Origin of the sequence: Rhizobium sp. CCGE531, assembly GCF_003627795.1 — a bacterium.
GTDB lineage: Bacteria > Pseudomonadota > Alphaproteobacteria > Rhizobiales > Rhizobiaceae > Rhizobium.
Window position 1 is genome coordinate 302,440 of sequence record NZ_CP032685.1, and the last position, 14,995, is coordinate 317,434.

The following is a 14,995-nucleotide window of genomic DNA, read 5'->3' on the forward strand; positions in this document are numbered from 1 at the left end:
AGCCATGACCATGAAGACCCTTTATACCGCTCAGGTCCACACAGTCGGCGGCCGCGAAGGCGCGGCACGCAGTTCGGACGGCCGGATCGACATCCAGCTCGCTACGCCAGGTTCCAAGCGCCCGGGCACAAATCCGGAGCAGCTATTCGCCGCCGGATGGTCGGCCTGCTTCGAAGGCGCACTCGCCCGCGCTGCGGGAGAGGCTGGCGTGGCCCTGCCGGTCGATACGGCCGTCGATGCCGAGGTCGATCTTAATGTCGACGAGACCGAAGGTTTCTCGATCAGCGCCCGGCTCGCCGTCAGCCTGCCTGGGCTAGGGCGGGAAACTGCCCAATCACTGATCGATCGCGCCCATGCGATCTGCCCCTATTCAAAGATGGTCCGAGGCGGCATCGAGGCCGCCGTCACCCTGGCCTGATCGGAGACAGACAATGTCCATTATCGAAACCAACATCGCTCGCCGCAACTTTCTCGCTTCGTCCCTTGTCGGCGCAGTCGCCTTCAGCGTCCCGTTCACCATGCGCGTGCAGCCGAGCGTCGCGGCAGGCGGCCCGAAAATTCGCCCCTTTATGTTCCGGACGTCGAAGGAGTCGCTTTCCGACCTACGCTCGCGTATTCGCGCGACTAGATGGCCGGAGCGTGAGACCGTTCGAGACGCGACGCAAGGCGTGAATCTCGCCACGATGCAGAAGCTCGCCGACTATTGGGCCAATCATCACGACTGGCGCAGGGCCGAGAAGGCAATCAATGCCCGGCCGAACTTCATTACCGAAATCGACGGGCTCGACATCCACTTCATCCATGTGAAGTCGAAGCATCAGGGCGCTCTTCCGATCATCATCACTCACGGCTGGCCGGGCTCGATCATCGAGCAACTCAAGATCATCGAACCACTCACCAACCCGACCGCCTATGGCGGTAGCGAAGCGGATGCGTTCGATGTCGTCATACCGTCGCTTCCCGGTTATGGTTTTTCCGGAAAGCCAACCGTGACTGGCTGGGATCCGCAACATGTCGCGCGGGCATGGGTCGAACTAATGCGGCGCCTCGGCTATACCCGCTACGTCGCCCAGGGCGGCGATTGGGGAAATGCAGTCACCGAGCAGATGGCGCTCCTCAAGCCGGATGGATTGATCGGCGTTCATACCAACATGCCCGCCACGGTTCCGGACGAGATCGCCAAGACGCTCCCCGACGGCCCGGCGCCGGCCGGCCTCTCGGCTGACGAGCGCTATGCCTGGGATCAGCTCTCCTTCTTCTATAAGCACGGGCTCGGCTACGCCCAGGAAATGACGAACCGGCCGCAGACGCTCTACGCGCTCGCCGATTCCCCGATCGGCCTGGCGGCGTGGATGCTCGACCATGATGATCGCAGCCGTGATTTGATCACGCGCGTCTTCGATGGCGCCCATGAAGGACTGACGCGAGATGACATCCTTGACAACATCACCCTTTACTGGCTGACGAACACCGCAGTCTCGTCGGCACGCCTCTATTGGGAGAGCAAGCTTGCCTTCTTCCAGCCGAAGGGGGTCGAGTTGCCGATGGGGGTAAGTGCCTTCCCCGACGAGATCTATACTGCGCCGGAGAGCTGGGCTCGCAAGGCCTATCCGAATCTGGTTCACTATAATCGTCTGTCCAAAGGGGGCCATTTCGCCGCCTGGGAACAGCCGCAGCTTCTGACCGAGGAACTGCGTGCGACATTCCAATCGCTGCGCTAGCGCGGTGCATGCTCTTGGCGAACAGAGATCCTATGAAGGCCTCACACATGGGGTCTTCATAAATCAAATTGGTATCCCGGCCGAGAGCAGAGGATAAAACAGACTGCAGTGTCTTTCTTATCTACGTGATATTATTCGCTAAATTCCAGTCCCGCAAAGTCACGCCGTTTGCCATTTCATTCAACTCCAGATCAGATGGAAAACAGGATGTCGATATTTGCCCGGATTTCGATGTCGTCAAGGCCGGAAACCGGTTCAGGCGGACTCTTCCACCCGAACCAGGTGGCCGCTGGACAGGCGACCCGCGAAAACGGGCCGCCTGTCTAAAAGGACGGAACGGTCATATTCGACCTTCTTGGGCCTGCCGGGATGCTCAGCGGCCGACGGCGCGCGCCGAAAGCGTTGTTGCAGGCGTGAAATCGAAATCCTTGTCGAAGGGGTAAGTCGGCTTCTGCTTGCGCAGACGCGGCAGGCGTTCGACGAACTGGTCGACGACACCGGGAGACAGCGCCATCAGGTTCGGATTGGCGATCGGCGCCAGTTCCGGCGAGAGGTAGCCTGATTTGACGACGATGATCTTTGCGTTGTTTGGATCGAGGCCCAGGCGGGTGAAATCGGCGATGTTGTGATAGGGGCGGCGCTTGGCCGACAGGACGAGATCAATGCCGCCGATGGAAACCACGGCTTGCGCGTCGCTCGCGTCGGCGGCATCGAGCAGATACTTGACGGTGAAGCTGCCCTTCACCGGCTGGCTTCCCTTCGTGTCGAGCGATGCGCCGACGGAAAGATCGAGTGTGGCACCGAGACCGGCGGAATAGCAGGCTTGTGTGGCAGCCTTGTCGGCTATGCCAGCGAAGATGACGTCTTGCGCGCCCTTGGCAATCAGTTCCGCCAGCACGTCGGCGCGGTCGCCGACCCCGCCGCCCGTCGGATTATCACCGGATTCGGCCAGGATTACGGGCGCGGTTGTGCTCGCAATCGCCCTTGCGACGCATTCCACGATCGACCCGGTCTCCGAGCCGAAAACGAAATCATTGCGCGCATCCCAATAGGCCTGTGCCAGGCGCTTCGCCTCGCGCTCGAGAATGGCGCGATCCGTGCCGGTCATGATGGCGGCAGCCGTGGCGCGGGGTTCGTCGGCCCAGACATAGCCGACCATCAGAGACGCATCCCAGACGCCGTCGATGGCGTCGATTCCGGGCAGCATGTCGTAGAGGCTCTTGGCAGGCTCATCGACGGTGCTGGTGCGTTCGCCCGGCAGCACCACCGGGATCGGCGCCCAGAGCAGGATCGGCTTCACGCCGGTCCTCAGGCTTTCCGTCAGCATCTTGACGGCGCGGCGCATGGTTTCCTCGACATCGATGTGCGGGGCGGTGCGATAGGTGGAGTACATGTCGAGCGCGTCGATGATGCGCTGGGTGACATTGCCATGCAGGTCGTAGCTGGCCGAGACCATGCAGTCGTCACCGACGACGGCGCGGGCGGCACTGATCCAGTCGCCTTCGGCATCTTCCATACCCTCGACATACATGGCGCCGTGCATGGCGAGATAGAGCCCATCAAGCGGCAGCAGCACCCTCAGCCCTTCCAGGAACTCCGCCTTGAAGGCCTCATAGGTGTGGCGGGCGACAGGGCCACCGGCGATCGCTCTTGCGTGGATGGTCGGCAGGAATTCGCCATCGTAATCCCTCAGGAAGGCGAAGTGGGGCGCGGCGGTCATCTCCGCGCCGCGCAGGACGCGAAAGTCCTTCTCTTCGTTCAGGACGGGATTGTAGGTGCTGCATTCGATGTGAATGCCTCCGACGGCGATGCGCATGGAAACCTCAATACGGGTTGGGACCAATCAGGAAACTATGGGCGGCAATGCTGGCGGCGCCCCGCGCCCAGACATCGCCATCGACGCGCTTCGCGCGGATCGGCGTCTGGCCGGCATAGCGCGGCAATACGTTCGCCTCGGCTGTCTGGCGCATGACGGTGCCGAACAGGCCATCGAAGCGCCCCTCGGCATGGGTAATCAGGATCAGGCCGGGGTCGTTGAACTGGATGAGATGCGCAATCGCGAGCCCGAGTGCGCTACCGGCGCGATGCAGGATGCGGATCGCGGCGGCGTTGCCGAGCGAAGCCTCCGTCTCCAGATCGTTGAGGGTTTGGCAGATGAGACCTTCCGCCTTCGCCATTTCCTTGATCGCCTTCAGCGAAGCCACGGTGTCGAGGCAGCCGCGCTTGCCGCAGCGGCAGGGCGGACCATTGGGCTCTATGGTGCAATGGGCAATCTCGCCAGCGCCGCCATGGTTGCCGCGATAGAGCTTTCCGCCGACGAAATGGGCGCAGCCGATACCGTTGTCGAAAGAGACGACGCTGAAATTCTGGATATCGCGGGCGCTGCCGAACAGCTTCTCGCTGACGGCGACCGCCTTGGCGTCGTTCTCGATGAAGGTGTCGATGCCGGTCTTCTGCCTGATGATGCCGGCAAGCGGCACGTCCTGCCATCCGAGCAGTGTGGATTTGACGCAATTGGCCTGCTTTTCGTCGACAAAGCCCGAGAGCGCGATGCCGAGGCCGGAGAGTTTCCTGCCGGCGGCTTTATGCTCGGCAAGCAGTTTCGGCAGGGTATCGGCGATCATCTCGGCGATGACATCGGGATCGCGCGACAGCGGCATGGTCTGGCGCGCGACGATATTGCCGTTGAAATCGCTGAGCACCAGGGGTGCCGGATCTTCCAGCAGCGAAATGCCGACGAAGAAGGCGCCCTCCGGATGCAGATCCAGCAGGATCGACGGGCGGCCCTGGCCGTAGATCGTCTCCGTCTCCCGCAACACGCCGAGAGAAATCAGATCGCGCGCAATCCCGCTCATGGCGGCCTTGCTCAGCCCCATGGATGCCGCGAGAACCGTGCGGCTCGACGGACCCGACTGGCTGATGACCTGCAAGAGCTGCTGCTGGGAAGAGCTGAGCAATTCGACGTTCCGCTGGAATTCCGGTTGGTTGTGTTGCGATTAACTTCAGAAAATGAACTAAGAAACGACAATTAATTTATTAATGCGCAATTGCGCGCTATCGTCAATGGGCTTGAGGCCGCGGTAGTGTCTTTCGTTCCGGATCCGTTATTCCGAATTTCAGGCCGCAACTTCCAGTGAGACGCGAAGCGTGCCCGCGTTTAAACAGTTGACATCGACCTGCACCAATATGCAAAGCTTACTACAACGATTCCGCAGGCGTCCACCCTCCCGATCGTCCTCGTCCCTAAAGCATGTCGCGCAAAAGTGTGCAGCGGTTTTGCGACAACGACATGCGAAAAATCAAGAGTTCAAAGCGCACGGAGCGAATCTGAAAGATCGCGACGCGCTTTGGACTTTGATCCCAGCAGCTAAGCGCTCGACCATGGCCCTTACGTGGCCTGTGCGTCTTCGACATCGGGTGCAGCAGTCAGAAAGGAATGCCATGTCCAGCACGGTCGATCGCTCGAGACGCCCGTTGGTCATCGTCTCGATCATGCTGGCGACCTTCATGGTCGCCGTGGAAGCAACCATCGTCGCGACCGCCATGCCGCGCATCGTCGGCCAGCTCGGCGGTTTCACCTATTACAGCTGGGTCTTTTCCGCTTTTCTCCTGGCGCAGTCCACGACCACCGTCATCTATGGCAAGCTTTCCGATATTTTCGGACGCAAACCCATGCTCATCTGCGGCATCCTCATCTTCCTTGTGGGGTCGACGCTTGCGGGCTTTGCCTGGTCGATGGCTTCGCTCATCGTCTTCAGGCTGCTGCAGGGGCTCGGCGCCGGTGCGATCCAGCCTGTCACGATGACGGTGGTGGGCGATCTCTACAAGCTGGAAGAGCGTGCGAAAGTGCAGGGCGCGCTTGCCAGCGTCTGGGCGATATCCGCCGTCATCGGCCCGCTTGCCGGCGGCATCATCGTCGACCATCTCTCCTGGGCCTGGATTTTCTGGATCAACCTGCCGGTCGGCGTGCTCTCCATCGCCGGTTTCATGCTCTTCCTGCACGAGTCGGTCACACCACGCGAGGCGAAGATCGACTATCTCGGTACGATCCTGTTTTCGATATCGATCGTGTCCCTGCTCGTCATCCTGACGGAGACAGATGCCGGATTTGCAGTTCTCTTTCCCCTCGGTATCGTCTTCGTCGTCTCCGGCAGCCTGTTCCTGTGGCAGGAGCGGCGGGCGCCGGAGCCGATCATCTCGATCGCTCTCTGGAGCCGGCGGCTGATTGCGACCAGCAATGCCGCCACGCTGCTTGCCGGCATGGCGCTCATCGGCCTGACAACGGTCCTGCCGATCTATGTGCAGGGCGTCCTCGGCCGCTCGCCGCTCGAAGCCGGCTTCACGCTGACGATGCTGATCGTCGGCTGGCCGCTTGCGGTGATGCTTGCAAGCCGCTTCTTCCGCACCTTCGGCATCCGCAGGACTCTCCGCGCCGGCAGCCTCATGTTCCCCTTCGGCTCGCTCTTCCTCCTGTTCCTGACGCCGGAGAGCAGTCCGGTGATTGCGGGGATCGGCTCTTTCCTGATGGGCTTCGGCATGGGTCTCATCAGCCTCACCAGCGTCGTGCTGGTGCAGGAAAGCGTCGAATGGTCGATGCGCGGCAGCGCCACCGCGTCGATCATCTTCTCGCGCAGCCTCGGCAACACGCTTGGCGCAACCGCGCTCGGCGCGATCATGAATGTCGGTATCGCGCATTACGGCAGCGGCGAACTGGCAAGTAGGCTTCACGATATCCTGAACCAACCGACCGGCCTTTCCGATCTCGTCGGCGATCCGGCGATCAGAGGCGTTTTCGATGCGGCGCTGCACTGGAGCTTTTGGGGTGTCGTCATCGTCGCCTTGACGACCTGCGCGACCATCTGGTTCATCCCGGTCGCCCATGATGCCGGTCGCGGATCGTCTGTGTCGAAGACGGATGCCCAGGATGCTGTGACCCACTAGCCCGGAGTCAGGCGCGATGCGTCAGAAGCCGTAGTCGCGGGCAAGCCATGCATCCAGCAGGTTTCGCGATGCCTTGATTGCGGCGTCCCTATCCTGCGCGACGATGGCGTCGAGGATGGCCTTGTGAAGGGGCAGCGCGCGCCGTTGGCCCTCGGCTATGTCTTCCTGGCCGGAAAGCGTGCGATTGGCGTAGATACCGACGGCGATCAGGTCGATCAGCTGCGAATAGATCATGTTGTGCGTGGCGGCGAAGATCGCCGTATGGAAGCGCAGATCGGCATCGGCATTGCTGTTGACGTCGCCGATGGTGGAAACCATTTCCTCATAAGCGGAGCTGATGGCCGCAATGTCGCTCTCGCTGCGGCGGAGCGCCGCGCGTGCGGTGGCTTCCGGCTCAAGCGCCAACCGCAAGTCCTTGATAGAACGCATGATTTCGACCGACGGGCCGGTCTCGTAATACCAGACCATGACATCGGTATCGAGGTGATGCCAGTTGGAGCGCTCCTTGACGCGCGTGCCGACGCGGGTCTTGATCTCCACCAGCCCTTTGCCGGCAAGGCATTTCATTGCTTCGCGAATGACGGTGCGGCTGATGCCGAACTGTTCGACGAGGTCCGGTTCGTTAGGCAGTGTCGTGCCGACAGGATAGTCGCTGCGAACGATGCGGCGGCCGAGTTCATGAACGAAATAGCCGAAGACGCCGCGCCGCGGGATGGTACCGTATTTTCGCACAAAGGCGTCGAAAGGCGATTGTGTTACGGTCAGTTTCGACTCCGGCTTGGCCGGAGAGGTCAGTGCGTCGTGGCCAGGTTTCATTATGCGGGACTCTCGTTCCTTATTGATGCGCCGTTTCGAGGACAAACGTCGGCTTATGTTCGCCTGGGGGAAAGGTTCACGTTGGTGTCTCGGCTGGTTTGGGGCTGTTCCATAGTGTTCCGATGTCGATCCTGTCGTCCTTTTTGCGCCATGTCCCGGCCAAACCCTAGCATGTCTTGCGCATCGATGCCTACTGGCATGGATTGAGGCGCAATTCATCAGCGCGAACATGCAGAGGCTCAACTTCGCTTGGCTATGGCCGCGGGGCCGAGCCAGGCGATCAAATTGCGCACCGTCCGCTTAGCGAAACGTGATCGCTCAATCGATTGATGGGACGATTTCGACCTATCGTAAACGTTGCCGAACCGTTTAAATGCATTCGGGGAAGCGAGGCGGAATCGGAGTTGCTGATCGATGAATGACATGTCCAGGCCCGGGCAGAGGGAGGGCGAGCGGAAGGCTGGCTCCCGCTCGCTGTCGTTGGCATTGCTCGTGGCCGGTGCCTTCTTCATGGAAAATCTGGATGGCACTGTCATCGCCACCGCGCTGCCGCAGATGGCCGTTTCCTTCGGCGCTCGCCCGGTCGATCTCAATATCGGCATGAGCGCCTATCTGCTGACGCTCGGCGTTTTCATTCCCATCAGCGGCTGGATCAGCGATCGCTTCGGCGCACGCCTGGTATTCACCACGGCTGTCGTCATTTTCACGCTCGCGTCCGTCCTCTGCGGCTTTGCCGATGGAGTCGGCTCCTTCGTCGCCATGCGTATCCTGCAGGGCATCGGCGGGGCGATGATGGTGCCGGTGGGCAGATTGGTCGTCTTGAACAACACGCCGAAGGACAAGCTGATTTCGGCCATAGCAACGATTACCTGGCCGGCACTGGTGGCGCCTGTCCTTGGACCGCCGCTCGGCGGCTTCATCACCGACCATGCGAGCTGGCGCTGGATCTTTTTCCTCAATCTGCCGCTCGGTATTCTGGCGTTCGTCTTCTCGCTCATCCTCATTCCCGAAACCAAGAGCACGGCGCGTCCGCCTTTCGATTGGATCGGCTTCATCGTCAGCGGCATCGGCCTGGCAAGCCTCATGTACGGGCTGGAGCTGATCGGACGCCCCGATCCGGTATGGTTGGAAGCATGGGCCTATGTGGCCGCCGGCTTCATGCTACTTGCCGTTGCCGTGTTTCATTTTCTCCGGACGGAGCACCCGCTCATCGATCTCTCCGGGCTGAGACTGCCGACCTTCGCCGTCACCATTTCCGGCGGATCGCTGTTCCGCACGGCTATCGGTGCCGTTCCCTTCCTGCTGCCGCTGATGTTCCAGGTCGGCTTCGGGCTCAGCGCCTTTCATGCCGGCATGCTGACCTTAGCCGTTTTTGCCGGCAATCTGGCGATGAAGCCGGCGACGACGCCCATCCTGCGCCGCTTCGGCTTCAAGCCGGTGCTGATCGTCAACGGCATCCTCAATGCCATCTTCATCGCAGCCTGCGCGCTATTTTCGCCCGACACGCCTCTCTGGTTCATCTTGCCGGTGCTGTTCATCGGCGGCATGTGCCGCTCGATGCATTTCACCGCGCTGAATACGATCGCTTTTGCCGATGTTCCGCCCCAGCAGATGACCGGCGCCAATACGCTGTTCAGCACGGTCTTTCAGCTGACCATGGGCATGGGCATCGCCGTCGGCGCCATCGGCATCCGCATCGGCCAGGCGATCAGCGCGCCGCTTGGCGCAAGCGGCATCGTTGCCATCGAATTTCGCCTGGCTTTCGTCATGCTGGGTATCATTGCGCTGCTTGCCGTGCTGGACTGCCTGCCGCTGGACCGCGGGGCGGGCGACAATGTCTCGCGCAAGCCGAAGCTGGCGAGGAAGGCGGCGTGATGATCGTGTCTTTCCGAAGTGTTCAGTGCGGATATTCGATGATGTTGTAGTGCAGCAATATCACGGGTATCGCCATCAGGATGATCAGAAGCATTGCGAAGCTTGCCGCACGCAGCATCTTCATCCGGCGGGCGCGCTGACCGGTCCAATCATATACTGTCATAATGAGCCCCTCCTTCTCTATTATTAGAAAGGCAACAAATGGAACTCCAGTCAATATTGGCAATAGGGAGCTAAATAATAAGAAATGTCTAATATTGATGCCGATCAGCCGTTGCCTGCAGGACGGCCGCGGAAGTTTATCGGCATCGCGTAAAGATCGTTTTGTGACGCCGGCTCACACGATATAACGGACAAAGATTTCGTCCCTGTGTCAGCGGGGCGTTGGTTGCTTGGAAAGAGGAAGAGGCGATGAGCAAGATGCGTGCCCTGGTTTTGGAGCGTCAGCATGAATTGGCGATCCGCGATATCGATCTGCCGCAGGAGGTTGGGCCGGCCGAAGTGAAGATCAAGATCCATACGGTCGGCGTCTGCGGCTCCGACGTGCACTACTATACGCATGGCAAGATCGGCCCCTTCGTCGTCAACGCGCCGATGGTGCTCGGCCATGAGGCGGCAGGCACGGTGGTTGAAGTCGGCGCCGGCGTCACGCATCTGAAAGTCGGCGATCGGGTCTGCATGGAGCCCGGCATTCCCGATGCCAACTCCAAGGCGAGCCGCCTCGGCATGTACAATGTCGATCCCGCCGTCACCTTTTGGGCGACGCCGCCGATCCATGGCGTTCTCACGCCCTTCGTCGTTCATCCGGCCAATTACACTTTCAAGCTGCCCGACAATGTCAGCTTTGCGGAGGGGGCGATGGTCGAGCCGTTCGCCGTCGGCATGCAGGCCGCAACCAAGGCCCGCATCACGCCCGGCGACACCGTCGTCGTGCTCGGTGCCGGTCCCATCGGCATCATGGTGGCGGTTGCTGCCCTTGCCGGCGGTTGCGCGCGGGCGATCGTTGCCGATCTTGCCCAGCCGAAGCTCGATATCGCCGCGCAGTATCAGGGTGTCATTCCGGTCAACATTCGCGAAAAGAACCTGGTGGAAGAGGTCAACCGGCTCACGGACGGCTGGGGCGCGGATGTCGTCTTCGAATGCTCGGGTTCGCCGAAGGCCTGGGAAACCGTCATGACGCTGCCGCGTCCCGGCGGCGTCATCGTTGCCGTCGGCCTTCCCGTCAATCCGGTCGGCTTCGACGTTTCGACGGCATCGACCAAGGAAATTCGCATCGAGACGATCTTCCGCTATGCGCACCAGTACGAGCGTTCCATCGCGCTGATCGCATCCGGCCGCGTCGATCTGAAGCCGCTGATTTCGGAGACCTTTGACTTCGAGGACTCCATCAAGGCCTTCGATCGCGCGGTCGAAGCCCGACCGACGGATGTGAAGCTGCAGATCGTTCTGGATCAATAAGTTTCGGTTGTCACATCGCCTTGCCTCGATCCTGATATCCGGCTCCGTGTATCGGCAAGGCGATGTTTTTCCTCAGTTGTACACGACGCCGTAGACGACCCGGCAAAAGCGATGCTAGGTAGCCTTCAATAGAGGGAATAGGCTTTAACGCCGTGAAACGGGAAGGACCGCCGTGCCGCACGACGTTGCATTGATCGCATTGATTGCCGCGGGCTTCGTGTTTGCGGCCATTTTCGGCTATCTGGCCGACAGGCTGCATCTGCCGCCATTGGTCGGCTATCTGGTGGCCGGCGTCATCATAGGCTCGTCGACCCCGGGCTTTGTCGCCGATGTTTCGCTGGCATCGCAATTGGCCGAGATCGGCGTCATCCTACTGATGTTCGGCGTCGGTCTGCACTTTTCCGCCGCCGACCTTTTGGCGGTGCGCGGCGTCGCCATTCCCGGCGCCATCGGCCAGATCGCAATCGCGACCCTGCTGGGCGTGGGCTTGACGTCGCTATGGGGTTGGAGTGTCGGCGCTGGGGTGGTTTTCGGCTTGAGCCTTGCCGTCGCCAGTACCGTCGTGCTTTTGAAGGCGCTGGAAGAGCGCAATCTGGTCAGTTCGACCAATGGCCGCGTTGCCGTCGGCTGGCTGATCGTCGAAGATCTGGCCATGGTGCTCGCACTCGTCCTCCTACCCGCCTTTGCCGGTGTCCTGGGCGGCCATGCGGATGCCGGTGAGCATGCCGCTTCCAGCTCGATCTGGCTGACGATCGGCATGACGCTCCTCAAGGTGGCCGCCTTCACAGCCGTTGCGATCTTCATCGGGCCGCGTGTCGTGCCCTGGCTTTTGACCTCGGTCGCCCGCACGGGCTCTCGCGAGCTCTTCACGCTGTCGGTTCTGGCAATCGCGCTCGGCATCGCCTTCGGCGCGGCGGAGATCTTCGGCGTGTCCTTTGCGCTGGGTGCCTTCTTTGCCGGCCTCGTGATGAGTGAATCGCATCTCAGCCATAGGGCAGCAGCCGACTCCCTGCCATTGCAGAATGCCTTTTCGGTCCTGTTCTTCGTGTCCGTCGGCATGCTTTTCGATCCCTCGGTCCTGATCCGTGAACCGCTGATGATCATTGGCGTGCTGGCGTTGATCATGCTGGGCAAGTCGCTGATCGCCTTCGGCGTCGTGCTGTTGCTGCGCTATCCCGCCAGCATCGGCTTTGCGGTTGCGGCAGGTCTGGCGCAAATCGGCGAATTCTCCTTCATTCTGGCCGGGCTCGGCGTATCTTTGGGGTTGCTGACGCGGGAAGGGCAGGATCTCATCCTTGCCGGAGCGATCCTTTCGATCACGCTCAATCCGCTGGCCTTCTACGCCACGGAGAAGCTGGAAAAGTGGACCTTTGCCCGCTGGCCGTTCCTGGCGAATAAATACGGCATGCCCAAGCTGGACGGCCTGCGGCGTCAGTTGACCGTGATCAACAAGCAGCGCGAGGAGCGCGATCGCCAGCACCATCTCGAGATCGAGCAGCTCATCGAAACCTTCCCGATGTTTGCCGAACTTGATGATAACGAGCATGAAGAGCTGCTGCTGCTCTTCCGGCCGCGATCGGCCTCGCCGGGTGACCGCGTCATCCGAACCGGGGATCGCGGCGACAGCATGTTCTTCATCGCCTCCGGCGCCGTCGAGGTGCAGGTGGAGGATGACGAGATCCGGCTCGGCGCCGGCGCCTTCTTTGGCGAAATGGCACTGCTGACGGGCGCGCGCCGCACGGCCGATGTCGTCGCTGTCGATTTCTGTCAGCTCTTCGTGCTGGATCGCCGCGACTTCAATCTCTTCATGTCGCGGCATCCGCAATTGCGCGCCGCCGTCAGCCGCATGGCGCGGGAACGGCAGGAGAGCAACGTGTCGCGCCAGCGGCGCGACCAGCCGCTGGATGCAGGCTGATATCGGGTTGACGCTTTATCGGCGCTTCAGCCAGTTTTTCGAAACGCGGCAGGCCATCGTATAGGCGGGGTCGAAGACGTTACCGACATCATAGCGCACCACCTGGCCGAGAAGGTGGCTTGCCGCCGTCTTGTCGAGGCCATAATCGGAGCCGAGCCAGCGCAGCATTTCGCTGGTGGCATGCTGCAGGGCCTGGTCGAGCGGTCGGGCATTGCCGATGGTGAAGATATCCTCCGCCGTCTCGCCGCGCGGCCAGACGATCGTCTTTTTCTTTTCCACGCTCAGGCGTACCGTCACCTCGAAGGTGGTTTCGATCCCGGTGCCGACGATCTCTCCGTCGCCTTGCACCGCATGACAATCGCCCAGAAAGAACAGCGCACCCGGCGCCGAGACCGGAAACCAGATGGTCGTGCCCGGCCCAAGCAGGCGATAGTCCATGTTGCCGCCGAACTCGCCGCTGGTGGCGGTCGATATGGCCTGGCCGAGCGACGGCGCGACCCCGAAGCAGCCGATCATCGGCGACAGCGGCAGAGTAAGGGTTTCGAGGCCGGCAACGGGCTCGGCCAGCCGCGCTGTCAGGGCTTCGCGATCGATCTGCCAGATCACCTTTTCGCCCGCCGGCAGGGCGCGGACGTCGCGCGGGTCGACGACATTGCTCGCGACCACGCTGCGGGTGAAGCCGGTATCGCGCGTCGGCACCATAGTCAGGATCTCGACCTTGAGGGAATCGCCCGGTTCCGCGCCTTCGACGAAGATCGGCCCGTTCATCGGATTGGGACCTGAGATGCGGTTGATGTCGTGCTTGTCATAGCCGGCGGCATCGAGCGTTTCGGTGATGACGGTATCGCCGTCGGCGATGTGCAGGGCCGGCGGCAGCGAGCCGATGACATTGTGATAGTGGGTGGGGGCGAAACGGTGTGTTGCCATTTTGCTTAAGCCTTGTGTCGAATCCGGTTGCGGCAGCCTATGACGCTCCGCTCTTTTCGGAAAGATCGCCGTGGCGGTATTTGTGCAAGTCGACAGTCTTGCCGCGACTATCCCGCATGATGCTGCATTCGTCGGTCAGTTTGGACGAAATGGTCGTCGACACCTTGCGATGCGCCACCGTGTTTCGCCGTCCCTCCCGCTTGACTCGAACCGCGTTTCTGCGACCGTAGCATCACGACTTCGTGTTCGGCGTCAGGGGAAAAGGCTCATTTTTATGAACGAGTTCCGATCATTTCGTTGCATGTCGTGCCTCCTCATAGCGCTGACAATCCTGATCAGCGCGGGCCTGATCGGCGCAGGCCTTTCGCCGATATCGCCGGCCGTGGCTGCTGAGACATCCGGGATGGCGCCGCAGACCAAGGCGTCGAGCGAGCAGGTGGAAAAGCTTATCGGCACATTGCGCGACAGCAACGCCATGTCGGGTCCGGATCTTGTGCAGCGGCGTGCTGGTTTCGAGAAGTTCATGGCATCGACGCCGGGCCCGGCGCGCGTGCAGATACGGCATGTCGATGCCAATGGTGTGGATGCCGATCTGATTTGGCCGGCGCGATTGCATCATCCGATCGGCCGGCGCGCCATTCTCTACCTGCATGGCGGTGGCTTTTACAGCGGCTCGCTCCGAACGCATATCAACATCGCGGGCGCGCTTGCCAAGGCGGCGTCGGCCGATGTCTTGCTGATCGATTATCGCCTCGCACCGGAGAATAGCTTTCCCGCGCAAAGAGACGATGCGGTTGCCGCCTATCGCTGGCTTCTGACCTCGGGATACAAGGCTGGCAACATCGTCGTAGCCGGTGAATCGGTGGGCGCAACCTTGGCCATCGAGATCATCCTCAATCAGCTTCATCTCAGGGGTCCGCTTCCCGCGGCGGTTGTCGCAATGAGCCCGATCACCGACTTTGCGGGAACAGGTGCCTCACTGACGGCCAATGCGTCCGAGGATCCGTTCATGGGCAAGGACGAGATGACCCTCATGCGCAATGCATTCGTTCGGGATCGATCCCTCGACGATCCGGACATATCGCCGCTCTATGGCAATTTCTCCGGCTTTCCGCCGCTGCTGATACAGGTCGGTTCGCGCGAGACGCTGCTCGACGACAGCACGAGGCTGGCGGACAAGGTGCATCAGGCAGGCGGCAGCGTGAATCTGGAAATCTGGCCGGGCATGATCCATCAGTGGCAGATTTTCCCCTTCTGGCTCGACGACGCGAGAAAGTCGAATGCGAGAGTTGCGGAATTCGCGATATCGCATTTTGCCGACAGGCCGATGCAGTAGTTTTCA

At 61.2% G+C, this 14,995-nt stretch carries 12 protein-coding genes; 7 read left to right on the forward strand and 5 right to left on the reverse strand.

What is annotated here, in order from left to right; genetic code table 11:
- The first annotated feature begins 4 nt into the window (after positions 1-4).
- Both CCGE531_RS20935 and CCGE531_RS20940 read left to right on the forward strand, forming a co-directional pair.
- Entirely contained in the window at positions 5-418 is a 414-nt protein-coding gene (locus tag CCGE531_RS20935; RefSeq protein WP_120667441.1) for an organic hydroperoxide resistance protein, read from the forward strand.
- A gap of 13 nt (positions 419-431) precedes the next feature.
- Complete coding sequence (locus CCGE531_RS20940) at positions 432-1,721, forward strand: epoxide hydrolase family protein (RefSeq protein ID WP_120667443.1); 1,290 nt, start codon at positions 432-434, stop codon at positions 1,719-1,721.
- A gap of 373 nt (positions 1,722-2,094) precedes the next feature.
- Here CCGE531_RS20940 and CCGE531_RS20945 read toward each other — a convergent pair whose 3' ends face one another.
- Entirely contained in the window at positions 2,095-3,537 is a 1,443-nt protein-coding gene (locus CCGE531_RS20945) for a M81 family metallopeptidase (RefSeq protein WP_120667445.1), read from the reverse strand.
- A 7-nt stretch (positions 3,538-3,544) separates the two neighbouring features.
- On the reverse strand, positions 3,545-4,678 hold the full coding sequence (locus tag CCGE531_RS20950) for an ROK family protein (protein WP_120667447.1): 1,134 nt from the start codon (positions 4,676-4,678) through the stop codon (positions 3,545-3,547).
- A 484-nt stretch (positions 4,679-5,162) separates the two neighbouring features.
- Here CCGE531_RS20950 and CCGE531_RS20955 point away from each other — a divergent pair, with 484 nt between their 5' ends.
- A complete protein-coding gene (locus CCGE531_RS20955; RefSeq protein ID WP_120667449.1) occupies positions 5,163-6,662 on the forward strand; it encodes an MDR family MFS transporter in 1,500 nt (499 codons plus the stop codon).
- Between the two features lie 21 nt (positions 6,663-6,683).
- On the opposite strand, the gene CCGE531_RS20960 is transcribed toward CCGE531_RS20955, so the two are convergent.
- Positions 6,684-7,478, reverse strand: a complete 795-nt coding sequence (locus tag CCGE531_RS20960) for a FadR/GntR family transcriptional regulator (protein WP_120667451.1) — start codon at positions 7,476-7,478, stop codon at positions 6,684-6,686.
- Between the two features lie 414 nt (positions 7,479-7,892).
- Here CCGE531_RS20960 and CCGE531_RS20965 point away from each other — a divergent pair, with 414 nt between their 5' ends.
- Positions 7,893-9,353: an MFS transporter gene (locus CCGE531_RS20965; protein ID WP_205586512.1), complete on the forward strand. Its 1,461-nt coding sequence runs from the start codon at positions 7,893-7,895 to the stop codon at positions 9,351-9,353.
- A 22-nt stretch (positions 9,354-9,375) separates the two neighbouring features.
- On the opposite strand, the gene CCGE531_RS34330 is transcribed toward CCGE531_RS20965, so the two are convergent.
- Positions 9,376-9,516, reverse strand: a complete 141-nt coding sequence (locus tag CCGE531_RS34330; protein ID WP_162943969.1) for a hypothetical protein — start codon at positions 9,514-9,516, stop codon at positions 9,376-9,378.
- Positions 9,517-9,764: 248 nt separating this feature from the next.
- Here CCGE531_RS34330 and CCGE531_RS20970 point away from each other — a divergent pair, with 248 nt between their 5' ends.
- Both CCGE531_RS20970 and CCGE531_RS20975 read left to right on the forward strand, forming a co-directional pair.
- Complete coding sequence (locus tag CCGE531_RS20970) at positions 9,765-10,811, forward strand: NAD(P)-dependent alcohol dehydrogenase (RefSeq protein ID WP_120667453.1); 1,047 nt, start codon at positions 9,765-9,767, stop codon at positions 10,809-10,811.
- A 172-nt stretch (positions 10,812-10,983) separates the two neighbouring features.
- Positions 10,984-12,726, forward strand: a complete 1,743-nt coding sequence (locus CCGE531_RS20975) for a cation:proton antiporter (protein WP_120667455.1) — start codon at positions 10,984-10,986, stop codon at positions 12,724-12,726.
- 15 nt (positions 12,727-12,741) lie between these two features.
- Here CCGE531_RS20975 and CCGE531_RS20980 read toward each other — a convergent pair whose 3' ends face one another.
- Complete coding sequence (locus CCGE531_RS20980; RefSeq protein ID WP_120667457.1) at positions 12,742-13,653, reverse strand: acetamidase/formamidase family protein; 912 nt, start codon at positions 13,651-13,653, stop codon at positions 12,742-12,744.
- A 403-nt stretch (positions 13,654-14,056) separates the two neighbouring features.
- Here CCGE531_RS20980 and CCGE531_RS20985 point away from each other — a divergent pair, with 403 nt between their 5' ends.
- Positions 14,057-14,989, forward strand: a complete 933-nt coding sequence (locus tag CCGE531_RS20985) for an alpha/beta hydrolase (RefSeq protein WP_245459409.1) — start codon at positions 14,057-14,059, stop codon at positions 14,987-14,989.
- Positions 14,990-14,995 lie beyond the last annotated feature (6 nt).

Bases quoted from the DNA above. Each gene is read 5' to 3' on its own strand.
- CCGE531_RS20960 (WP_120667451.1), bottom strand. From the start codon at position 7,478: ATGAAACCTGGCCACGACGCACTGACCTCTCCGGCCAAGCCGGAGTCG.
- CCGE531_RS20965 (WP_205586512.1), top strand. From the start codon at position 7,893: ATGAATGACATGTCCAGGCCCGGGCAGAGGGAGGGCGAGCGGAAGGCT.
- CCGE531_RS34330 (WP_162943969.1), bottom strand. From the start codon at position 9,516: ATGACAGTATATGATTGGACCGGTCAGCGCGCCCGCCGGATGAAGATG.
- CCGE531_RS20985 (WP_245459409.1), top strand. From the start codon at position 14,057: ATGGCGCCGCAGACCAAGGCGTCGAGCGAGCAGGTGGAAAAGCTTATC.
- CCGE531_RS20980 (WP_120667457.1), bottom strand. From the start codon at position 13,653: ATGGCAACACACCGTTTCGCCCCCACCCACTATCACAATGTCATCGGC.
- CCGE531_RS20955 (WP_120667449.1), top strand. From the start codon at position 5,163: ATGTCCAGCACGGTCGATCGCTCGAGACGCCCGTTGGTCATCGTCTCG.
- CCGE531_RS20940 (WP_120667443.1), top strand. From the start codon at position 432: ATGTCCATTATCGAAACCAACATCGCTCGCCGCAACTTTCTCGCTTCG.
- CCGE531_RS20970 (WP_120667453.1), top strand. From the start codon at position 9,765: ATGAGCAAGATGCGTGCCCTGGTTTTGGAGCGTCAGCATGAATTGGCG.
- CCGE531_RS20945 (WP_120667445.1), bottom strand. From the start codon at position 3,537: ATGCGCATCGCCGTCGGAGGCATTCACATCGAATGCAGCACCTACAAT.
- CCGE531_RS20935 (WP_120667441.1), top strand. From the start codon at position 5: ATGACCATGAAGACCCTTTATACCGCTCAGGTCCACACAGTCGGCGGC.